This window comes from Paenibacillus sp. NN59 (genome assembly GCF_057597225.1).
Map to the genome: position 1 here is coordinate 130,838 of NZ_CP199678.1, position 22,604 is coordinate 153,441.

The 22,604-nt window shown below is 47.3% G+C and carries 16 protein-coding genes, 10 tRNA genes, 3 rRNA genes and 1 other RNA gene; all 30 read left to right on the forward strand.

Annotated features, from left to right (window positions below):
* Window positions 1-421: 421 nt before the first annotated feature.
* The 30 genes from rho to hisG all read left to right on the forward strand — a co-directional run bounded on the left by rho (window position 422) and on the right by hisG (window position 22,529).
* Window positions 422-1,747, forward strand: coding sequence for a transcription termination factor Rho (gene rho / locus ACT89M_RS00610; RefSeq protein ID WP_090924861.1), 1,326 nt, complete (start codon window positions 422-424; stop codon window positions 1,745-1,747).
* A gap of 138 nt (window positions 1,748-1,885) precedes the next feature.
* Complete coding sequence (locus ACT89M_RS00615) at window positions 1,886-3,160, forward strand: radical SAM family protein (RefSeq protein WP_090924860.1); 1,275 nt, start codon at window positions 1,886-1,888, stop codon at window positions 3,158-3,160.
* A 103-nt stretch (window positions 3,161-3,263) separates the two neighbouring features.
* Window positions 3,264-3,461, forward strand: a complete 198-nt coding sequence (gene rpmE, locus ACT89M_RS00620; protein ID WP_090924859.1) for a 50S ribosomal protein L31 — start codon at window positions 3,264-3,266, stop codon at window positions 3,459-3,461.
* Window positions 3,462-3,612: 151 nt separating this feature from the next.
* Window positions 3,613-3,880: signal recognition particle sRNA large type (gene ffs, locus ACT89M_RS00625), an RNA gene on the forward strand.
* A 176-nt stretch (window positions 3,881-4,056) separates the two neighbouring features.
* Entirely contained in the window at window positions 4,057-5,802 is a 1,746-nt protein-coding gene (gene dnaX, locus ACT89M_RS00630) for a DNA polymerase III subunit gamma/tau (protein WP_308723546.1), read from the forward strand.
* 57 nt (window positions 5,803-5,859) lie between these two features.
* Window positions 5,860-6,171, forward strand: a complete 312-nt coding sequence (locus ACT89M_RS00635) for a YbaB/EbfC family nucleoid-associated protein (protein ID WP_090924857.1) — start codon at window positions 5,860-5,862, stop codon at window positions 6,169-6,171.
* Between the two features lie 35 nt (window positions 6,172-6,206).
* The gene (recR, locus tag ACT89M_RS00640; protein WP_062329683.1) at window positions 6,207-6,806 is read left to right on the forward strand and encodes a recombination mediator RecR; all 600 of its coding nucleotides are present in this window, start codon (window positions 6,207-6,209) and stop codon (window positions 6,804-6,806) included.
* A gap of 195 nt (window positions 6,807-7,001) precedes the next feature.
* Window positions 7,002-7,268 carry a DUF2508 family protein gene (locus ACT89M_RS00645; RefSeq protein WP_154892126.1) on the forward strand — a complete coding sequence of 89 codons (267 nt, stop codon included), beginning with the start codon at window positions 7,002-7,004 and terminating at the stop codon, window positions 7,266-7,268.
* Window positions 7,269-7,325: 57 nt separating this feature from the next.
* Complete coding sequence (locus tag ACT89M_RS00650) at window positions 7,326-7,595, forward strand: pro-sigmaK processing inhibitor BofA family protein (RefSeq protein ID WP_154892125.1); 270 nt, start codon at window positions 7,326-7,328, stop codon at window positions 7,593-7,595.
* 305 nt (window positions 7,596-7,900) lie between these two features.
* Window positions 7,901-9,456 (forward strand): 16S ribosomal RNA (locus ACT89M_RS00655).
* Between the two features lie 104 nt (window positions 9,457-9,560).
* Window positions 9,561-9,677 (forward strand): 5S ribosomal RNA (rrf, locus tag ACT89M_RS00660).
* Between the two features lie 35 nt (window positions 9,678-9,712).
* Window positions 9,713-9,789 (forward strand) — tRNA-Ile (locus tag ACT89M_RS00665).
* Window positions 9,790-9,811: 22 nt separating this feature from the next.
* Window positions 9,812-9,887, forward strand: a tRNA-Ala gene (locus ACT89M_RS00670).
* A 201-nt stretch (window positions 9,888-10,088) separates the two neighbouring features.
* Window positions 10,089-13,016: ribosomal RNA gene (locus ACT89M_RS00675) — 23S ribosomal RNA — on the forward strand.
* The 16S, 23S and 5S rRNA genes sit together here with 10 tRNA genes alongside, the layout of an rRNA operon.
* A gap of 81 nt (window positions 13,017-13,097) precedes the next feature.
* Window positions 13,098-13,189 (forward strand) — tRNA-Ser (locus tag ACT89M_RS00680).
* 43 nt (window positions 13,190-13,232) lie between these two features.
* Window positions 13,233-13,309 (forward strand) — tRNA-Met (locus ACT89M_RS00685).
* A gap of 9 nt (window positions 13,310-13,318) precedes the next feature.
* A tRNA-Val gene (locus ACT89M_RS00690) sits at window positions 13,319-13,394 on the forward strand.
* Window positions 13,395-13,399: 5 nt separating this feature from the next.
* Window positions 13,400-13,475: transfer RNA gene (locus ACT89M_RS00695), tRNA-Thr, on the forward strand.
* Window positions 13,476-13,484: 9 nt separating this feature from the next.
* A tRNA-Asp gene (locus ACT89M_RS00700) sits at window positions 13,485-13,562 on the forward strand.
* A 19-nt stretch (window positions 13,563-13,581) separates the two neighbouring features.
* A tRNA-Phe gene (locus ACT89M_RS00705) sits at window positions 13,582-13,654 on the forward strand.
* Window positions 13,655-13,666: 12 nt separating this feature from the next.
* Window positions 13,667-13,752 (forward strand) — tRNA-Tyr (locus ACT89M_RS00710).
* Between the two features lie 7 nt (window positions 13,753-13,759).
* Window positions 13,760-13,832: transfer RNA gene (locus ACT89M_RS00715), tRNA-Lys, on the forward strand.
* A gap of 149 nt (window positions 13,833-13,981) precedes the next feature.
* The gene (locus tag ACT89M_RS00720) at window positions 13,982-15,178 is read left to right on the forward strand and encodes a PucR family transcriptional regulator (protein WP_154891581.1); all 1,197 of its coding nucleotides are present in this window, start codon (window positions 13,982-13,984) and stop codon (window positions 15,176-15,178) included.
* 103 nt (window positions 15,179-15,281) lie between these two features.
* Window positions 15,282-16,406, forward strand: coding sequence for an ABC transporter ATP-binding protein (locus tag ACT89M_RS00725; protein ID WP_090924764.1), 1,125 nt, complete (start codon window positions 15,282-15,284; stop codon window positions 16,404-16,406).
* Window positions 16,407-16,770: 364 nt separating this feature from the next.
* Window positions 16,771-17,709: an HPr(Ser) kinase/phosphatase gene (gene hprK, locus ACT89M_RS00730; RefSeq protein WP_090924765.1), complete on the forward strand. Its 939-nt coding sequence runs from the start codon at window positions 16,771-16,773 to the stop codon at window positions 17,707-17,709.
* A 197-nt stretch (window positions 17,710-17,906) separates the two neighbouring features.
* Complete coding sequence (lgt, locus tag ACT89M_RS00735) at window positions 17,907-18,941, forward strand: prolipoprotein diacylglyceryl transferase (RefSeq protein WP_154891580.1); 1,035 nt, start codon at window positions 17,907-17,909, stop codon at window positions 18,939-18,941.
* Window positions 18,942-18,947: 6 nt separating this feature from the next.
* A complete protein-coding gene (gene ppaX / locus ACT89M_RS00740) occupies window positions 18,948-19,604 on the forward strand; it encodes a pyrophosphatase PpaX (RefSeq protein WP_154891579.1) in 657 nt (218 codons plus the stop codon).
* On the forward strand, window positions 19,601-20,143 hold the full coding sequence (locus tag ACT89M_RS00745; RefSeq protein ID WP_154891578.1) for an acyltransferase: 543 nt from the start codon (window positions 19,601-19,603) through the stop codon (window positions 20,141-20,143). The genes ppaX and ACT89M_RS00745 overlap by 4 nt, the downstream gene beginning before the upstream one ends.
* 525 nt (window positions 20,144-20,668) lie before the next feature.
* Complete coding sequence (locus ACT89M_RS00750; RefSeq protein ID WP_154891577.1) at window positions 20,669-21,868, forward strand: ATP phosphoribosyltransferase regulatory subunit; 1,200 nt, start codon at window positions 20,669-20,671, stop codon at window positions 21,866-21,868.
* A 1-nt stretch (window position 21,869) separates the two neighbouring features.
* Complete coding sequence (gene hisG / locus ACT89M_RS00755) at window positions 21,870-22,529, forward strand: ATP phosphoribosyltransferase (RefSeq protein ID WP_090924770.1); 660 nt, start codon at window positions 21,870-21,872, stop codon at window positions 22,527-22,529.
* Window positions 22,530-22,604: the final 75 nt, after the last annotated feature.

Below are 22,604 nucleotides of genomic sequence, written 5' to 3' on the forward strand. Positions count from 1 at the left end.
TAGGGTATACTATTCTAATAGATTTTGTATTCTCTTCCGGATATGACGAACTGTAACAGGTTCTTGTTTCGGAGGGTCTTTTTTTGAAATAAACATCATAAGGCTTTATGAACACATCATTTCTTATATTGTTTTTGAAAATCATTCCCTTTCTCCAATCCCCGGATTTGTTTGAACCTGCGCTTCATAGCCGGTCTTCCCGGATCGATCGCCCCATGTTTGGAGTTCACTCATTAAGGATTATGCCATGTAATGGCCATTCCACCCGGAAACTTACACACCAAGACATGTATTTGCATTATAACGGTTACATTCCGTACAATGGATAGAAGAGATTGTGGTAGAACTGCTTTCTATGGCTTGAACTAGCTAACGAAACTATCCATTTCACGGACTCATTAATTGAATAGGTGGTTATTATATGGATCTGCAAATTTCCGATTTGGAAGAAATGAAATTAACGGACCTCTATAAGCTGGCGAAAAAATACCAGATTCCTTATTACGGGACCCTTAAAAAGAAAGAATTAATCTTTGCAATACTCCGTGCGCAAGCGGAACAAAGTGGTTTGATGTTTATGCAGGGCGTGCTCGAGATTTTACCTGAAGGTTACGGCTTCTTGAGGCCAATCAACTATTTGCCAAGTACAGAAGATATTTATATCTCGGCCTCACAGATTCGCAAGTTTGATTTACGAACGGGTGACCTTGTATCAGGTAAGTGTCGAACGCCAAAAGAAAATGAGAGATATTTCGGTTTATTGCAAGTTAACGCTGTGAATGGTGAGAATCCATCGGCGGCTGCGGAGAGACTTCACTTCCCGGCATTAACCCCATTGTATCCGCAGAAGAAACTGGTTCTTGAAACATCCCCGAGCCATTTATCCACACGTATTATGGATGTGCTTGCCCCTGTAGGGTTGGGACAACGTGGATTGATCGTAGCACCTCCCAAAGCCGGTAAAACGCTTCTCCTCAAAGAAATTGCCAACAGCATCTCAACTAACAATCCAGAAATTGAACTTTTTGTCCTGTTGATTGATGAACGTCCAGAAGAAGTAACGGATATGTCTCGTTCGGTAAAAGGTGAAGTTGTCGCTTCCACGTTTGATGAGTTGCCCGAGAATCATATCAAAGTAGCGGAACTGGTGCTGGAGCGCGCTCTGCGTTTGGTTGAAGCCAAAAAGGATGTCGTTATTTTGCTCGATAGTATCACGCGTCTGGCTCGTGCATATAACCTGGTGATTCCACCATCTGGACGTACACTAAGTGGTGGTATTGATCCAGCAGCATTCCATCGTCCAAAACGTTTCTTTGGTTCTGCTCGTAACGTGGAGGAAGGCGGTAGCTTGACTATTTTGGCAACAGCGTTGATTGATACGGGGTCGCGTATGGATGACATCATTTATGAAGAATTTAAAGGTACGGGTAATATGGAGCTTCATCTGGATCGCAAATTGGCTGAACGCCGTATTTTCCCTGCCATCGATATTCGCCGTTCCGGTACACGCCGTGAAGAGGTATTGCTTAGCAAGGAAGAGCTGGATACGATCTGGGCTATTCGTAAAAATATGAATGATTCCCATGACTTCGTTGAAGGTTTCCTGAAAAAACTACGCAACAGTAAAACGAATGCCGAGTTCCTGGCTGCGTTTGACGCGGCTGGCAATGCGCCCTCCAGCAATGCTGGAACGACGACAACTCGCCGTTCCCCAAGACAAACGGCTACATCAGGAACATCGAATTAACATTTGAACTGCAGTTTGAATTCGTATAACGTAGCCATGATCGTTGTAAGATAAAGATGTGGCTTACTGTACAATCAACTGACTGCAATATAATATACTCGTCGTCAGGTTTAACCCAATAGATGTGAGGAGAACATCATGTATTTAGTATACGCAGATGAAAAAGGTAATGTTTTTGATCATCCCTCCCTGTACGGACTCGCCCGTAGTGGAGATATGATTGTCGAGATAATGGAGGATGAGTTGATTCCTCTGCCGGACGGTGCAACATTGGTTGGTCTTCCAAGCACCCGTCCTATCGGTATGGACCCGGATACAGGCGAGATGTTGCCGTTGCCGAGTGATACACAAGCTGTAGGGGCTCTGTTGCCGCAAGGTTTTACGCGTCTGTGCTTGCCCGGTTACGTGAAAACGGATAAGGATTACAAGCTGCCGTTGTTTGGATACTCGGCTGTCGTTTGGAAAGATGGCGGTTTCTACGTTACGGCTTCCCAGTCCGATATTCCTGAGAAGTGGAATCCGATGAACTGTGATCGGGACGATGTGCGCTCTGGGGTTAAACGATTTACGGAGAAGTATCCAGAGAACCGTTTATACACCCACCTGTCCAATTGTGCACTGGGTTATGAGTGTCTCACGTCTTCCAACACATTCTTGAATCGTTGGGAAGGCGGCGTTCCTGTATCGTACTCATGTAATGCTGGTTGTTTCGGTTGTATCTCTGAACAGCCGGATGACAGTGGATTTGTATCACCTCAGACACGGATGAATTTCCGTCCTCGTGTGGATGAGATCGTTGAAGTGATGCTGGAACATCTGAAAACACCCGAATCTATTATTAGCTTCGGACAGGGGTGTGAAGGTGAACCTTCCACACAGGCCAAGTTGATCATCGAAGCTATTCGCGAAGTGCGCTCCATTACGGATATGGGGTACATCAACATTAATACCAATGCTGGCTTGAATGATCATATTCGCGGCATTGTGGATGCAGGTCTGGATCTGATGCGTGTGAGTACGATCAGTGCATTGGATGATCATTACAACGCGTATTACAAACCTCGTGGATATACATTGGCTAATGTAGAGAAATCAATGAAGTACGCTGCGGAGCAAGGGGTATATACCTCCATTAACTATCTGATCTTCCCGGGTGTAACCGATCGTGAGGAAGAGATCGAGGCAATGATTGAATTTGCACGCCGCACCAACCTGCGATTGATTCAGATGCGTAACCTGAATATTGACCCGGAGAGCTATCTGGAGTTAATTCCGCCAGCACAGGGAGATATATTGGGAATGAAGCAGATGCTGGAGATATTTGCGGAAGAGTTGCCGGATGTTGTCATCGGGTCGTATACGCATGTTCCACCGGCTGGGATGGCTCGTCCCAAAAAGCTAATTACCTCTTGAATGAATTAGATTGCAACCGGGTTTAGGCCGTGTTATAATCTGCTGTGTTGTGCCATTTACTCTGGGTCCGCTTGAGGCTCAGGGCGGAAAGAGGTGAAAGGTAATGAAAGAAGCAATTCATCCTAAATACACGATTGGTCAAGTATCCTGCGCATGCGGGAATACGTTTGAGACTGGTTCGGTTAAAGAAGGACTTCGTGTAGAGATTTGCTCCGCGTGCCACCCGTTCTTCACAGGTAAACAGAAGTTTATCGATGCTGGCGGCCGTGTGGACCGTTTCAAAAAGAAATACGGTATCTAATCGTACAATTCCTTGTGGATTGTCTAATTATTGTATCCCAATCACCCCTGCTATTTTAGCAGGGGTTTTTAGTTACTTATACAGAGAAGTGTGTGGTTTCCATTTTCCAGCCGGTTGCATTTTGGACTACCTTGCGTTATACTATTTCTTACCGTGCTAGATGGGGAGGTAGCGGTGCCCTGTAACTCGCAATCCGCTATAGCGAGGTTGAATTCCTGTTAGAGGTTTTGTCGATGTGAGGTTTGGTCCCTGAACGTGGTGTTGACGGTTGGGTCCTCCGCAATGAGCACTCATGAACCTGGTCAGGTCCGGAAGGAAGCAGCCATAAGTGAGATCACTCTTGTGCCGGAGGGTTGCCTAGCCTGAGCTATTGTTCAGGGGTGCCGCTTGGATCGCAAATATCGATAGCAGGTGCACGGCTTAACCTTTTAAATTGTAGAGACCTTTGCAGCAGTATAAATGCAGGGGTCTTTTTTGATATGTTAAAAAAACGCGTATGAAATGAGTCAGATAAAGTTTGGATTCACTCTGGAATATAGTATAATGGGGTGACGACAACGGACTCGAATGCGAAGTGGAAGGAAGGTAACGCATCATGGAGCATATCGCGTTATACCGGGCGTGGCGTCCTCAGTCGTTCCAGGATATGGTGGGACAACAACACATTATTCAGACCTTGCAGAACGCGATTCGTGAACAGCGGACTTCCCATGCTTATTTGTTTAGCGGTCCCCGAGGGACGGGGAAGACAAGTGCGGCCAAAATATTGGCCAAGGCTGTAAACTGTGAACGCGGACCTGCAACTGAGCCTTGTAACGAGTGTGAGGCTTGCCGCCGAATTACGAACGGCGCTGTTATGGATGTGCAGGAGATTGATGCTGCCTCCAATCGGGGCGTCGAGGAAATCCGTGATCTTCGAGAAAAGGTGAAGTATGCCCCTACCGAAGTCCGGCAGAAAGTTTATATTATTGATGAAGTGCACATGTTGACGACAGAGGCGTTCAATGCTTTGCTCAAAACATTGGAGGAGCCGCCGCCACATGTAATGTTTATTTTAGCAACGACAGAACCGCATCGTCTGCCTGCTACCATTATATCGCGTTGTCAGCGATTTGATTTTCGCCGCGTATCTCTGGAAGAACAGACAGCCAGATTGACTTTGATCTGTGAACAGGAAGGGATGGAAGCGGATCAAGATGCGTTGCAGTACATTGCCCGTCTATCTGATGGTGGGATGAGGGATGCGCTCAGCGTGCTGGATCAAATCTCTTCATTTACCGATGGGAAAGTAACGTATCAGCAGGTTATGGACATGACAGGCGGTATTCCTTCAGAACAATTTGCCAAGCTCGCATCCTCCTTGCTCAAAGGGGATGTCGGTCATATTTTGCAGATGATCGAGGGCTTTATGCATGAAGGCAAGAGTGCGGACAAATGTATGGAGAATCTGCTCTACTACTTCCGGGATTTACTGATGATCAAGATGGTGCCAGATGCGGACAAACTGACGGATCGGGTGTTGAACCCGGAATCGTTTCGAGATATGGCGGGATCGTTTACGAAGGAACAGTTGTTTCAGATGATCGATACGCTGAATCGGTACCAGAGTGAGATGAAATATGCAGTTCAGCCGCAGACATTGTTTGAGGTGGCTCTGCTTAAACTGTGTAGTATCCCGGCTATGGGCGGAGCTGCTTCATCGGTTGGAGTGACTTCTCCTTCTGCACCTGCTGATACTGGAGAGATCAATCGATTGAAACAGCAGCTTGCTGAGCTGGAGAAAAAGCTAGATCGGGCGCTCAAGAGTGGTCTGTCAGGTGGGGATGCGGCTTCAAATGCTCCTGCACGACCGGCAACACGTGCGCCAATGTCCAGAGCGAACGCTCCGGTGAAGCTTCCGGCGAATTTGGATCAATATATTGCGCGCAAAGGATCTCCAGAATTCACGGAGATTAGCAAAAAATGGAGCCAGATTTTGCAACGTGTCAAAGAAGAGAAAGTTACGGTTCATGCCTGGTTTATGGATGGAGAGCCGGTTTCACTGCTCGAAGACAATGTGCTGGTTGCTTTTAAGAACAACATCCACCGTGAAACAACCGAAAAACAGGCGAATCGTGATGTCATTGAGCGGGTCCTTTCGGAACAGCTTGGGCGTCCGGCTCGACTTGTGACGATGATGCTTAGGGACTGGACTGGTGCGATGGAAGGAGCTTCTGAAACGCCAAAGGAGGATTTTAAGCTTGAACCAGAGCATGAAGACGGTGGTTCAGGCGATAAACAGCCTTGGATTGATGAAGCTATTCAGTTATTTGGCGAAGATCTCGTAGTGATTAAAGAGTAGTACATTACGATGTAATGTGTATAATTTGAGATAACTATATTAAAGGAGATGACGGATATGAATAACATGAACCAAATGATGAAACAAGTGAAGAAAATGCAGGAGCAAATGCTGAAGGCGCAGGAAGAACTCGCGGACAAAACGGTTCAAGGTACTTCTGGCGGCGGAGTGGTAACTGCTGAAGTTAATGGACATAAAAAACTGCTTGCCATCACGATCAAGCCTGAAGCCGTAGATCCGGATGATGTTGAAATGCTTCAAGACCTTGTCATGACTGCTGTGAATGATGCTTTGACAAAAGCGGATGAAATTGCGAATCAGGATATGGGTAAATTCACGGGTGGCATGAAAATTCCGGGGTTATTTTAGTATAAACTGATCCTGTCAAAAGGAGACACAACCGATTGTATTATCCTGAACCGATAGCCAAGCTGATTGATGCCTTCACCCGTCTTCCTGGGGTGGGTCCGAAGACAGCGGCTCGTTTAGCTTTTCATGTGCTTAACATGAAGGAAGATGACGTTATTGATTTTGCCAAAGCGCTCGTGAGTGTGAAGCGTAATCTCCATTACTGTTCTGTGTGCTGTAATATTACAGATACGGACCCTTGCCGGATATGTCAGGATAAGTCGAGAGATGTGTCCGTCATCTGTGTAGTCCAAGATTCGAAAGATCTGGTAGCTATGGAGCGGACTAAGGAATTCGATGGGTACTACCATGTGTTGCAGGGGGCAATTTCTCCAATGGAGGGAATTGGTCCGGATGATATACGCTTGAAAGAGCTGTTAACTCGTTTGAGTGATGAGCGGGTAAAAGAATTGATTTTGGCGACTAATCCCAATATTGAGGGAGAAGCTACGGCGATGTACATTTCCCGCCTAGTGCGTCCGTTTGAAATTAGTGTGACCCGTATTGCTCACGGATTGCCCGTGGGCGGCGATCTGGAGTATGCAGATGAAGTTACACTTTCGAAGGCGCTGGAAGGACGCAGAGAGATGCGCTAATGTATCTAGTTGCGTGTGAGTTTGATAAGGGTGTCGTTCGTATAGAAGACAATCCAATAAATTGATTTATATTGCAAGAGAGAGCCGTGAGCTCTCTCTTTTTTTTATTATAAAAGTAGATGTCCGAGTTCTAAGTTTGTCCCTTCCTTGATATGTATGAGAGTGTGTTATACGGATGGATAAGGGAGGGTGTTTATGTTGATATGGCGAAAATTAAGGGACGGGAAGAAGAGAGAGCTTGCGAAACTGGAGGCGGAGTTGGTTTATGTGGATGTGCAGAAGGCCAAACAAGAGTGGGAACGTGCGATGCGACAGTTTGAGGATGCTCTGGGAGAGGATGAGATCGATTATGCCATCTATGTGCTTGAAGCGGCCGAGAGGAAATACCAAATTCATTTGAAACGGGCCAAACGGTTGAATGGGATGGATGTGGCTACTACCGATCGAGAACTCAGTGTGTAATTAGAGTCAGCTGGCTGAGTATACAGATGATTTTATATATAGCTGGAGGTGGAATGTATGAAGAGTGTTATTCTGGGAAGCATATTGGTTGCCTCTCTGTTGGCACTGGTTGCTGTTTTGTTTAGAAAACGCTTAGGCTTATCAATCTTTACATCAATCGGAATTCATGTGGTGCTTGCGGCCGCTGGGATATATGTCGTAAATTACTCGGGTTGGATAACAGGAATTTATATCCCTTTAAATCCTGCAACAATAGGTACAGTTACTGTTCTGGGACTCCCGGGGGTTGGTCTGTTATTGGGGTTGAAAATTTCTTTATTCGGGTAGTTGACTACCGAGCAATGTATATGGTACATTATATCTCGTTGCTTTGCTTGCTTGGTTACACGCTTTGCTTGAAACAAATGAAGTTCATTACGAACTTCAAAAATAATTTCAAAAAAAGGCTTGACCAAAACAAACGAAGTATGATATATTATAAAAGTCGCCGCTGAGACAAAATGGTGATGAAAAAAGAAGTTTGATCTTTGAAAACTGAACAACGAGTGAGTATCGATCTTGCTTGCAAGATCAAAAATGAGATTTTTAATCTCGTCAGATTCAAAATGAGCTTATCGCTCTTTTCAATAACTTTATTGGAGAGTTTGATCCTGGCTCAGGACGAACGCTGGCGGCATGCCTAATACATGCAAGTCGAGCGGACTTGAAGAGAAGCTTGCTTCTCTGATGGTTAGCGGCGGACGGGTGAGTAACACGTAGGCAACCTGCCCTCAAGCTTGGGACAACTACCGGAAACGGTAGCTAATACCGAATACTTGTTTTCTTCGCCTGAAGAGAACTGGAAAGACGGAGCAATCTGTCACTTGGGGATGGGCCTGCGGCGCATTAGCTAGTTGGTGAGGTAACGGCTCACCAAGGCGACGATGCGTAGCCGACCTGAGAGGGTGATCGGCCACACTGGGACTGAGACACGGCCCAGACTCCTACGGGAGGCAGCAGTAGGGAATCTTCCGCAATGGGCGAAAGCCTGACGGAGCAATGCCGCGTGAGTGATGAAGGTTTTCGGATCGTAAAGCTCTGTTGCCAGGGAAGAACGCTTGGGAGAGTAACTGCTCTCAAGGTGACGGTACCTGAGAAGAAAGCCCCGGCTAACTACGTGCCAGCAGCCGCGGTAATACGTAGGGGGCAAGCGTTGTCCGGAATTATTGGGCGTAAAGCGCGCGCAGGCGGTCATGTAAGTCTGGTGTTTAATCCCGGGGCTCAACCCCGGATCGCACTGGAAACTGTGTGACTTGAGTGCAGAAGAGGAGAGTGGAATTCCACGTGTAGCGGTGAAATGCGTAGAGATGTGGAGGAACACCAGTGGCGAAGGCGACTCTCTGGGCTGTAACTGACGCTGAGGCGCGAAAGCGTGGGGAGCAAACAGGATTAGATACCCTGGTAGTCCACGCCGTAAACGATGAGTGCTAGGTGTTAGGGGTTTCGATACCCTTGGTGCCGAAGTTAACACATTAAGCACTCCGCCTGGGGAGTACGGTCGCAAGACTGAAACTCAAAGGAATTGACGGGGACCCGCACAAGCAGTGGAGTATGTGGTTTAATTCGAAGCAACGCGAAGAACCTTACCAGGTCTTGACATCCAACTAACGAGGCAGAGATGCGTTAGGTGCCCTTCGGGGAAAGTTGAGACAGGTGGTGCATGGTTGTCGTCAGCTCGTGTCGTGAGATGTTGGGTTAAGTCCCGCAACGAGCGCAACCCTTATATTTAGTTGCCAGCACTTCGGGTGGGCACTCTAGATAGACTGCCGGTGACAAACCGGAGGAAGGTGGGGATGACGTCAAATCATCATGCCCCTTATGACCTGGGCTACACACGTACTACAATGGCCGGTACAACGGGCTGCGAAATCGCGAGATGGAGCCAATCCCAACAAAGCCGGTCTCAGTTCGGATTGCAGGCTGCAACTCGCCTGCATGAAGTCGGAATTGCTAGTAATCGCGGATCAGCATGCCGCGGTGAATACGTTCCCGGGTCTTGTACACACCGCCCGTCACACCACGAGAGTTTATAACACCCGAAGTCGGTGGGGTAACCGCAAGGAGCCAGCCGCCGAAGGTGGGATAGATGATTGGGGTGAAGTCGTAACAAGGTAGCCGTATCGGAAGGTGCGGCTGGATCACCTCCTTTCTATGGAGAATCGTCTTCTGCAACGAAGACATTCAAATCTAATCTAGCCAGGTCGGCTAGTTACTCACTCGTTGCTCAGTTTTGAGAGCTCAAACTCTCAAACGTTTGGTGGCGATAGCGAAGGGGTTCCACACGTTCCCATCCCGAACACGACCGTTAAGCCCTTCAGCGTCGATGGTACTTGGACCGCAGGGTCCTGGGAGAGTAGAACGCCGCCAAGCGTAACCCATTATGGGTTCAATACTTATATAAATGTGGGCCCTTAGCTCAGTTGGTTAGAGCGCACCTCTGATAAGGGTGAGGCCGGTGGTTCGAGTCCACCAGGGCCCACCATTTTAACATCTAAATAATGTATGGGGCCATAGCTCAGCTGGGAGAGCGCCTGCCTTGCAAGCAGGAGGTCAGCGGTTCGATCCCGCTTGGCTCCACCAACAAGATTTACAAGCTTGTTCTTTGAAAACTAGATATCGAAACGAAACAAACGCGAATTAGAACATTCCTTTTTAGCTGAACTTGTGTATAACAAGTTTCAATAAAAACGGTAGATTGCTGGAGCGAGTGATCGAAATGGAACGACTTTTGGCTTTGCGCAAGCAAAACAAGGGAAGTGACAGCTCGAACACGAGCGCAATGGTTAAGCTACTAAGAGCACACGGAGGATGCCTAGGCGCTAGGAGCCGATGAAGGACGTGGCGAACAACGAAACTGCCTCGGGGAGCTGTAAGCAAGCTTTGATCCGGGGATGTCCGAATGGGGAAACCCAGCTGGGGTAATATCCAGTTACTCATAACTGAATACATAGGTTATGTAGAGGCATACCAGGGGAACTGAAACATCTAAGTACCCTGAGGAAGAGAAAACAATAGTGATTCCGTCAGTAGCGGCGAGCGAACGCGGAGAAGCCCAAACCAAGGAGCTTGCTCTTTGGGGTTGTGGGACGTCTCACATGGAGTTACAAAGGAACCGGTTAAGCGAAGAGGTCTGGAAAGGCCCGCCAAAGAAGGTAAAAGCCCTGTAATTGAAAGTCTGTTCCCTCCGAGACGGATCCCGAGTAGTGCGGGGCACGTGAAACCCCGTATGAATCCGGCAGGACCATCTGCCAAGGCTAAATACTTCCTAGCGACCGATAGTGAAGCAGTACCGTGAGGGAAAGGTGAAAAGCACCCCGGAAGGGGAGTGAAATAGAACCTGAAACCGTGTGCTTACAAAAAGTCAGAGCCCGTTTTAGGGGTGATGGCGTGCCTTTTGTAGAATGAACCGGCGAGTTACGTTCCCGTGCAAGGTTAAGGTGAAGAGCCGGAGCCGCAGCGAAAGCGAGTCTGAATAGGGCGAATGAGTACGTGGACGTAGACCCGAAACCGGGTGATCTACCCCTGTCCAGGGTGAAGGTGCGGTAACACGCACTGGAGGCCCGAACCCACGCATGTTGAAAAATGCGGGGATGAGGTGGGGGTAGCGGAGAAATTCCAATCGAACTCGGAGATAGCTGGTTCTCCCCGAAATAGCTTTAGGGCTAGCCTCGGAAAACAGAGTCGTGGAGGTAGAGCACTGATTGGGTGCGGGGCCCGCAAGGGTTACCAAGCTCAGTCAAACTCCGAATGCCATAGACTTACTTCCGGGAGTCAGACAGTGAGTGCTAAGATCCATTGTCAAAAGGGAAACAGCCCAGACCATCAGCTAAGGTCCCCAAGTGTGTGTTAAGTGGGAAAGGATGTGGAGTTGCACAGACAACCAGGATGTTGGCTTAGAAGCAGCCACCATTGAAAGAGTGCGTAATAGCTCACTGGTCGAGTGACTCTGCGCCGAAAATGTAACGGGGCTAAACACACCACCGAAGCTATGGCTTGATGCTTTGCATCAGGGGTAGGGGAGCGTTGTATAAGGGTTGAAGGTGTACCGTAAGGAGCGCTGGACATTATACAAGTGAGAATGCCGGTATGAGTAACGAAAAGATCAGTGAGAATCTGATCCGCCGAAAGCCTAAGGGTTCCTGAGGAAGGCTCGTCCGCTCAGGGTAAGTCGGGACCTAAGGCGAGGCCGAAAGGCGTAGTCGAAGGACAACAGGTCGAAATTCCTGTACCACCGTAAATCGTTACGAGCGATGGGGGGACGCAGTAGGGTAGTGACGCAGGCTGATGGATGCCTGTCCAAGCAGTAAGGCTGGTTAGTAGGCAAATCCGCTAACCGTAAGGCTGAGCTGTGATGGGGAGTGAAAATTACAGTAGCGAAGGTCATGATCTCACACTGCCAAGAAAAGCCTCTAGCCAGATGAAGGTGCCCGTACCGCAAACCGACACAGGTAGGCGAGAAGAGAATTCTAAGGCGCGCGGAAGAACTCTCGTTAAGGAACTCGGCAAAATGACCCCGTAACTTCGGGAGAAGGGGTGCCCCGGTAGTGTGAATAGCACGAGGGGGCCGCAGTGAAAAGGCCCAAGCGACTGTTTAGCAAAAACACAGGTCTGTGCGAAGCCGTAAGGCGAAGTATACGGGCTGACGCCTGCCCGGTGCTGGAAGGTTAAGGGGAGTGGTTAGGGAGTAATCCCGAAGCTGTGAACCGAAGCCCCAGTAAACGGCGGCCGTAACTATAACGGTCCTAAGGTAGCGAAATTCCTTGTCAGGTAAATTCTGACCCGCACGAATGGCGTAACGACTTGGGCGCTGTCTCAACGAGAGATCCGGTGAAATTTTAATACCTGTGAAGATGCAGGTTACCCGCGACAAGACGGAAAGACCCCATGGAGCTTTACTGCAGCTTGATATTGAATTTGGGTACGATCTGTACAGGATAGGTGGGAGCCTTTGAAGCGTGAGCGCCAGCTTGCGTGGAGGCACCGTTGGGATACCACCCTGATCGTATCTAGGTTCTAACCTGGTACCGTAAACCGGTGCGGGGACAGTGTCAGGTGGGCAGTTTGACTGGGGCGGTCGCCTCCTAAAGAGTAACGGAGGCGCCCAAAGGTTCCCTCAGAATGGTTGGAAATCATTCGAAGAGTGCAAAGGCATAAGGGAGCTTGACTGCGAGACCTACAAGTCGAGCAGGGACGAAAGTCGGGCTTAGTGATCCGGTGGTACCGCATGGAAGGGCCATCGCTCAACGGATAAAAGCTACCCTGGGGATAACAGGCTTATCTCCCCCAAGAGTCCACATCGACGGGGAGGTTTGGCACCTCGATGTCGGCTCATCGCATCCTGGGGCTGAAGTAGGTCCCAAGGGTTGGGCTGTTCGCCCATTAAAGCGGTACGCGAGCTGGGTTCAGAACGTCGTGAGACAGTTCGGTCCCTATCTGTCGTGGGCGTAGGAAATTTGAGAGGAGCTGTCCTTAGTACGAGAGGACCGGGATGGACGTACCGCTGGTGTACCAGTTGTTCCGCCAGGAGCACCGCTGGGTAGCTATGTACGGACGGGATAAGCGCTGAAAGCATCTAAGCGTGAAGCCCCCCTCAAGATGAGATTTCCCAGTATGTAAGACCCCTTGAAGACGACGAGGTAGATAGGCTGGGGGTGGAAGTGCAGTAATGCATGGAGCTGACCAGTACTAATCGGTCGAGGGCTTATCCAATAGCAAGTTGTAAATCGCGTGCGTTTCGTTTCGAATCTAGTTTTCAAGGAGCAATCCTTGTACAACGTTGAGATTGTCTTTGGAGAGATACCCAAGTGGCTATAAGGGGACCCTCTGCTAAGGGGTTAGGCTGAGTAATCGGTGCGAGGGTTCGAATCCCTCTCTCTCCGCCATCTTTACCTAAGGATGGACAAGCAATCGAAACATTTATAATATGGCGGTGTAGCTCAGCTGGCTAGAGCGTACGGTTCATACCCGTAAGGTCGGGGGTTCGATCCCCTCCGCCGCTACCATATTACCCAGGAGGCTTAGCTCAGCTGGGAGAGCATCTGCCTTACAAGCAGAGGGTCGGGGGTTCGATCCCCTCAGCCTCCACCATATACGCCGGTGTAGCTCAACTGGTAGAGCAACTGACTTGTAATCAGTAGGTTGGGGGTTCAAGTCCTCTCGCCGGCACCATTAATGCCTGGAACCGTGGTGTAGTTGGCCTAACATGCCTGCCTGTCACGCAGGAGATCGCGGGTTCGAATCCCGTCGGTTCCGCCATTAATCTAAAATTAAATACGGCTCGGTAGCTCAGTCGGTAGAGCAGAGGACTGAAAATCCTCGTGTCGGCGGTTCGATTCCGTCCCGAGCCACCTTTTATCCTTGGAGGATTAGCGAAGTGGCCAAACGCATCAGACTGTAAATCTGCTCCCGTACGGGTTCGGTGGTTCGAATCCATCATCCTCCACCAGTTTTATGAGTCATTAGCTCAGTTGGTAGAGCACCTGACTTTTAATCAGGGTGTCGAAGGTTCGAATCCTTCATGACTCATCTTTAAATAAAGAGTGATCGATCATAATAATGATCGATCACTCTTTTTGTTTACACTGATATATTCAAGAATTGTGGATACAGAGCAGTAAACATCAAGATATGATAAAATGATGATAAAAATAAAGCAGAGTGGTGAAGTTCATTAGATGAAGCTCATACCTGATTTAAAACAGCAAATTGAAGTTATTATAGGCACCACATTGGATGAATATGAAATTACGATGCATGAGTGGATACAATCCATTGATCATTTAATTGGCTTGGATGAAAATAAACCGCAGCATATTCTAAATAGAGCGAGTAAAGGTGAGCGTGGTTCATTAGAAAGTTCTTCAATATCTTCTGATGTTCTGAGTTTACACCATGGTGAGCGCGTCTTTTTCAAAGTTGGCATAAATGAGCAGGTAAAAACCGTTCTGTGCTGGGGATGTGATGCGGCATCTATTACAATGGAGACTCGCCGTCTAATTGAATTACTGATTCTTAATAAGTTTATTACGAGTCAAGGCGATAATTCATCGCTATTCAAGAATGATACCGATAAACAATTATTTTCGCTGGGAATATGGCTTAAGGATCAGATTAAAGAGTACGATGCGGGCAGTTTCGATCCACTGCCTGATTCGTTTGCTTCTATTGCAGGATTTCAGGAGGAGAAAGTTCTTTTTCTGTTGCAGGGTGAGACTCCGGATTCTCAGCGTGTTGACTCTATAGTTTTGAATAAGTTGCTCGAAAGTTATTTTGGTGAAGACATCACACTAATCCCGTTGGGTGAGCAAGAATGGCTCTTCATGGGAGACGAAGAGATTGTTACCGGTGAGGCCGATGAAGATACAGCAGAGGCGAGAAAAGAGTCACTCAACGCTTTTTGTATGGGACTGTATGAGCTTGTGGCCAGTGAGTTCGCCGGCGTTTTCCACTTGTCAGCTTCGCTACCGTGTATTCCCAAAGAGGCGTTGCTTCAGGTGACATTCCTTCTTCAGGAAAGCATGGAGCTTGGTCGCTCTTTCCACGTTACACAGCATATCCACCTTCCTTGGAATCTGCAACTAGAGCAATTGGTGGCTAGTATTTCTGAGCAACAGCGAATGCGTTTTATCCGGGAAACGGGAAAGGATACGACGCTCTTTAACGACAGCGAGACGTTGGCTACATTGGAGACCTTCTTCAGTTTAGACTGTAACGTGAGCGAGACAGCAAAGCGTTTGTTTATCCATCGTAATACGCTGGTGTACCGTCTGGATAAGATTAAACAAGAGATTGGTTATGATGTAAGACACTTTAAAAGTGCGATCGTTGTGCAACTTTTACTTCTAATGTACAAAGTGACGAAAAAGGCTTAATATTTTTGTGCAGTTTGCGAATAGTCAGATAACCAACCGATAGGGTATTATAAAACTACAAATTGTATTCGATTACAAAATGATCTCTGAGGAGGCAACAATCATGGCAGGAGTACGTTTAGAGCATATTTTCAAAAAATACCCGGGTTCTGATAAAGCAACTGTAGTTGACATTAACCTGGACATTAAAGATAAAGAGTTTCTGGTACTGGTAGGTCCGTCCGGTTGTGGTAAATCAACAACACTGCGTATGATCGCAGGCCTTGAGGAAATTTCTGAAGGTAAACTCTATATCGGTGACCGTGTCGTTAATGATGTTGCACCTAAAGACCGCGATATCGCGATGGTATTCCAATCTTACGCCTTGTATCCGCATATGAGCGTATATCAAAACATGGCATTTGGTTTGAAATTGCGTAAGGTTAAAAAAGATGAGATCGACAAACGTGTACGTGAAGCAGCTAAAATCCTCGACATCGAGCACTTGCTTGAGCGTAAGCCTAAAGCATTGTCCGGTGGTCAACGTCAACGTGTCGCTTTGGGACGTGCGATTGTCCGTGATCCACAAGTCTTCTTGATGGATGAGCCTCTCTCCAACTTGGATGCGAAACTTCGTGGACAAATGCGTGCGGAAATCACTAAGCTTGCTAAACGTTTGGAAACAACCGTTATCTACGTAACGCATGACCAGATCGAAGCAATGACGATGGGTGACCGGATCGTAGTTATGAAGGATGGTATCATCCAACAAGCAGCTTCTCCTGAAGAGCTGTACAACCACCCGGCGAACCTGTTCGTAGCTGGTTTCATCGGTTCCCCGACAATGAACTTCATCTCGGGTAAACTGGCTGAGCAAGGTGCGAGTCTTCACTTCGTAGCTCCTGGTGTGGATGTTGAAATCCCGCAAGGTAAAGCACAAGTGCTGAAATCCAGAGGATATGTTGGTAAAGAAGTTATTCTGGGTGTTCGTCCAGAAGACATTCACGAAGAGCCAGTATTCCTGGAAGCTTCCCCGAACTCTGTATTCTCTACTCACGTAGATGTAACAGAGAACCTGGGTCACGAAATGCTCCTTTACTTGAGCGGTGTAGGTAACGACACTACAATTGCACGTGTAGACGGACGTTCTAACACTCGTGATGGTTCCACAGTTAAAATGGCCATTGACATGAACAAAGTTCATATCTTTGACAAGGAATCCGAAGTTAACGTACTTCTTCAAGACTAATTCTACTGAAGGTTCCTCGGTAACGATGGAATCTGGATGTAACGTAATTATATAATGTAAATCGAGCCCCTTCCGTTTTCGCTGGAAGGGGCTTTTTTCAAAAATGCAAGAGATGATGAATACGTTCGGGTGGAAATATAGTGCAGATAGAGCAAGGAGTCTGCGATTGCAATCGATCCCAAATTCATTTAAGATTATTTGAAGGTCTGTCTTCAAAATGTTGCATGTTGGAGTATTATTAGAGCGATATTTTACAGGCGAAGTGACCTGGTTATGAATGTTGTTGTGAATACGCTAATAATGGAAAGAAACGATACACGAATGGGTACATAGAGGCACAGCGAATGCTGAAAGGAAGAGACAAATGGCGAAAAAAGTGAAAGTATCCGAATTGGTACAGCAGTTTCAGATGGAAGTGGTGTCGGGGTCACAGGGTTTGAAAAGGTTTATCACGGTAGATGATCTTAACCGTCCTGGCCTGGAGATGGCCGGTTACTTTGAATATCATCCAAAAGAGCGGGTGCAACTCCTGGGAAGAACAGAGCTGGCCTTTTTTGCAATGTTGCCTGAACATGAGCGCCGTGAACGTATGCAGCGTCTATGCACAGAGGAAACACCTTGTATTGTGGTTACACGTGGACTCGAAGTTCCTCAGGAACTGATCGATATCAGTGAAGAACAGAATCTGGCTGTGCTTCGTAGCAATATGGCGACAACGATTCTATCCAGCCGCATTACTGGTTTTCTGGAAGGTAAGTTGGCGCCGACAGCCACCATTCACGGTGTATTGTGTGATGTGTATGGTGTAGGTATGTTGATCACAGGCAGTAGCGGTATTGGTAAAAGTGAAACTGCGCTTGAACTTGTTAAACGCGGTCACCGTCTAATTGCCGATGATGCCGTTGAAATTCGCCAAACCTCCGACTTTCAACTTCACGGTACCGCACCGGAGCTGATCCGTCACCTGCTTGAAATCCGGGGTGTCGGTATTATCAACGTCATGACTTTGTTTGGCGCCGGGGCTGTACGTAATAATAAACGGATTACATTGGTTGTACGTCTTGAAGCATGGCAGCAGGATAAACAGTATGACCGTCTGGGATTAGATGAAGAAACAACGCGTATTATTGATACCGATGTACCCTTGGTTACTATTCCGGTTCGTCCTGGACGAAACTTGGCTGTAATTATTGAGGTGGCGGGCATGAACTATCGCTTAAAACAGATGGGGCTTAATGCTGCACTCCAGTTCACGAACAAGCTGACTGCAACGATTTCAGAAGATATGGAAGATATGGACTAAGGTGGGCTAAGGAAAGTTACCCCGATCAACTGAATAGCAGGGTAGGGGCAATATTAAGCATCAAGCTATAAAATAAAGATTAAAGTTTTCATGAGGCATGACAACTGGGGTCTGCACACCTTCAAACCGGAAGGTGGATAGCAGGCTCCAGACAGTCATGCTTACCGATGTGAATTGATTGATAGGAGTGTGAATGAATGGATACATTATTACTGTTGAACCCGATTGCGTTCTCTATTGGCGCTTTAAAGGTTCACTGGTATGGGCTTATCTTGGGTACTGCGGCGCTGTTAGGGTTGCTGCTTGTTATTCGGGAGGGCAAACGATTTAATATTCCGCAAGAAGTGTTCATGGATATGGTTTTGCTAGGTGTGCCTTCTGCAATTATTGGAGCCCGAATCTACTATGTGGCTTTTAAGTGGGAAGATTATAAGGACAACCTATGGGACGTTTTTAAAATCTGGAATGGCGGTATTGCGATCTATGGCGCACTGATTGGTGCCATTATATGTGCAGTCATTTTCTTCCGTCGTAAAGGATATAACTTCTGGCGTATGGCCGACATCTGTGCACCTGGACTGATCGTTGGACAGATGATTGGACGCTGGGGTAACTTTGTAAATCAGGAGGCGTATGGCGGTCCTGTAGAAGAATCATTTTTAAGAGACAAGCTGCACTTGCCAGACTTTATTGTGAATCAAATGAACGTGGAAGGTGTATTTCATCATCCGGCCTTTTTGTATGAATCCGTATGGAGTTTTGCAGGGCTGATCCTGTTGCTGGTGCTTCGTCGTCAGAAGTTCATGCGTGCAGGCGAGATGTTTATGTCCTATTTCATCTGGTATTCCATCGGACGATTCTTTATTGAAGCTGTGCGTACGGACAGTCTGGGTTTTCAGGCTCCAGAGTGGATCGCTTCTTTGGTGAACGGATTATGGTCTCCAATGACTGCACTCGGCTTCGAACAAGGTTATTTAGATCCAGCGTACGGTAATGTACGAATTTCACAACTGCTTGCGATTGGCATTATTGTTGCCGCTGTTGTGTTTATTGTCGTGAGAAGAGTGACAGGTAAAGCAAGTGCACATTATAGTGATCCGATTGTCTCGTCGAAAGTGGCTGCAGATGATATTGGACATTCAGAAACAGTAGCTGTTGAAGAGGGCAAGGTAACAACAGCACCAAATCAGGCTCAAGATGATCCGAAGCAAGTTGAAGATAAAAAGGAGTAATGCAACGTGATTAATACGGTACTGTTCGATCTGGATGGAACGATTATTGATACCAATGAGCTGATTATCAACTCATTCCTGCATGTTATGGGAGGTTGGGATCATGCTGCCCCGTGGACAAGAGAGCAGATTATTCCGCATATGGGAGGCACATTGGAGCAACAAATGCGAACCTTTTCAGGTCAGGAAGAGGTATCGGAGTACGTCAAAGGTTATCGTGCTTATAATGATATTCACCATGAGGCGATGGTCAGACCCTTCCCCCATGTGATCGAGGTTGTTGAGGCTTTGAATCAGGCAGGGATTACGATGGGTGTGGTGACGACTAAAATTCGTCCTTCTACATTAAAGGTGCTGGAGCGCTTTGATTTGCTTAAATATATGAAGTCCATTGTGACTGTGCAGGATGTAACTCATCCCAAACCTCATGCAGAACCGGTGCAAAAAGCGATGGAGGAACTGGGATCGAACCCAGCTCACACACTGATGATCGGGGACAGTCCTGTCGATATTCAATCGGCGCAAAATGCAGGTGCTCTCTCCGCTGGTGTGGCCTGGTCGCTTAAAGGGGAGCAGGTGCTGAGCGGGTATAAGCCAGATTACATTTTGCATGATATGAGGGATCTACTGGATATGGTTCTTACGGGAACGGGTCGTTCATGAGAAAAGTAACCCGCTATCCGGTAGAAAGTCAAAATGCACTTTGGCATATCTACAAGACAGTGAGCCCGTGGAAGGGCGTTCGTAATTTTATCTGGATTCAGTTGTCACGGTACTGTCCTGTTTTGCCTCTCAAGAACTGGATTTATCGACGCATGCTTGGTATGAAGGTGGGGGAGCATACAGCTTTTGGCCTGATGGTAATGGTGGATGTATTTTTTCCGGAAAAAATAACGATTGGTGAAAATTCAGTGATTGGTTACAATACCACGATTCTGGCTCACGAGTATCTCATTAAAGAGTACAGACTTGGCGATGTCATTATCGGAGACAATGTGCTGATCGGGGCGAATACAACCATTTTGCCAGGGGTAACGATTGGAGACGGAGCGGTAGTTGCTGCCGGAGCGGTAGTTCATAAGGATGTTGCTCCAGGAGCTTTTGTTGGAGGCAATCCCTTGCGTGATTTGTCACGTCCGTCAGGATCGGCGGAAGAAATGGTGTTCAAGACGGAGGAACCTTCTCAGCGAAAGCTACATTAAGCGCGAGGATCATTGTTTGCAAGTGAACGAATGCATGGAGGGAAGAGCTGCTGAGGGCAGCTTTTTTCGTATACAAAACTTGAATTGAAGCAAATGGTTAGGGGCCGTAAGACACGGACAACAGGACAAGTGGGTTTAGATCGGATAGTCACCAAGAGCAGTCATAGCTTAAGATTGTTGACGATTCCGCAGCTTCCATGTTATCATATCCCATATCCTTTAGTTTGTTAGCACTTTACCATGTGAAAGCGAACCGGGTGAAGGTGACAATTAATCTATAGAGTAAACGGGTTATTCTTGTAAAGGTGAAGCGTTCGTTAAGCCAAAGAACATGCGGCTTTACTCAAAATTAGGGTAACTAACATAGAACGGGGATTTGTCATACATAAATCCTTTTGAGATAGAGCGTTAGAGACGATAGAGATGAAAATCTAAATTTAGTTATCGTATTTTAGCAGATGTGAAGATATTATAGTGCAACCTTATATAACAATCCAAATTCATGACTCGGGGTGAATCATTTCCATGTCCAAACCAAAAGGCTTTGAAAAACCAACTGGCTTCCGTGACTATACACCACATGTGGTGTCCAAGCTGCGTAAAATTGAACGAAATGTACTGGATTGCATGGAGCGTTGGGGTTATCGTCAGATCATAACACCAACGATTGAATATTACGACACAGTAGGGGTGGCTAGCTCTACTTCGGATCGCAAATTGTTTAAATTGCTGAACAGCCGGGGAACGACACTGGTTCTACGTTCTGATCTGACAGCTCCGATTGCGCGTGTAGTATCATCGATGCTCAAAGATGAGGCTTTGCCGCTACGTCTGTCCTATCATGCGAATGTATTTCGTTCTATTGAAGAGGAAGCTGGACGGGAGGCTGAATTTTTCCAAACAGGTGTTGAACTTGTAGGAGACGATTCTCCTGAGGCGGATGCTGAAGTAGTTGCATTAGCGATTGCCTCATTGCAGGCAGCGGGTGTATCTTCTTTTAAAATAGCAATGGGTCATATGGGTTTTCTGAATGGACTGCTGGAAGAAGTGATTCCGGGTCAGACGGCTGAGCAGGAACAGTTGAAGGAAGGGCTATTAGGTCGTGATTATGTGGGCTACCGTCAGTCCATTGAAGCTTTGCAACTGGAACCCAAACAAAAACAGCAACTTGAAGCGATTTTACGTCTGCGTGGCGGGAAAGAAATATGCACACATGCGAGCGAACTTAGCTCAAGTGCTGAAGCGGCACAATCTATTGCACATCTGTGTGCAGTGTTTGAAGTATTGGAGGCCTATGGTGTCTCTGAGCATGTGCTGATTGATCTGACGATGATCGGGGATTTCTCCTATTACACAGGCATGACATTTGAAGGTTATGCGGCAGAGCTGGGATCACCTGTGTGTAGCGGCGGACGATATGACAATCTGTTGCAGCAGTTTGGGCGCGCTCTTCCGGCTACAGGATTTGCGTTGAAAACAAACCGGATTATCGATGGTGTTCATGGCATTACGATTGAAGAGACGAAAACGGTACGTATTGAATATAGCCCAGATCGGCGTGCTGAGGCATTGACCGAAGCAGCGAGATTACGAAGTCTAGGTCACAATGTAGTTACATCTCTTCTTGCTAATGAAAAGGCAGAGACGACATCTGTAACAAGCGAAACGACTGCGGATCAGGTGGAGCAGGTCATCATCTATGGATCGAAAAAGGGAGGGAACTAAGATGTCGGATATTCTGAAGGTGGCCATGCCTAAAGGCCGCATCTATAAAAAGGCCTCCAAATTGTTCCGTGAGGCAGGGCTAGACATTCCAGAGGACGTGGACGATACGCGCAAACTGGTGATCGAGGTACCAGAAGCGGGTATGGAATTCATTATGGCTAAACCTGTGGATGTGCCAACGTACGTGGAGTACGGTGTTGCCGATATTGGCATTGTCGGGAAAGACGTGTTGCTTGAAGAGGACCGTGATGTGTATGAACTGCTGAATCTAGGCATTGCCCAGTGCCGTATGTCGGTTATCGGGCTACCGGACTGGAAGGCAGGTATCCAGCAGCGAGTTGCAACCAAATATCCACGAATCGCTTCCCAGTACTTCCGTGAGCAAGGACAACAGGTTGAGGTTATTAAGCTGAACGGATCAATTGAGCTTGCGCCTCTAATCGGACTGGCTGATCGGATTGTCGATCTAGTGGAGACCGGGCAGACGTTACGTGAGAACGGACTTGTGGAAATGACGGAAATTCTGAATATTACTAGCCGTTTGATCGCGAATCGGGTGAGCTACCGGATGAAAAACGCACGTATTCAGGCGCTGTGTGATGCACTTCAATCGGTCATCCCAAGTGGGAATGAGGTTACTGCGGGAAGTGCGAGAAGATAGCGAACAGATCAGTAAAGAACGATAGCGAATAGATTAGTGAGCAGGGATAATGGATAGATAAGTGAGTCAATTGAT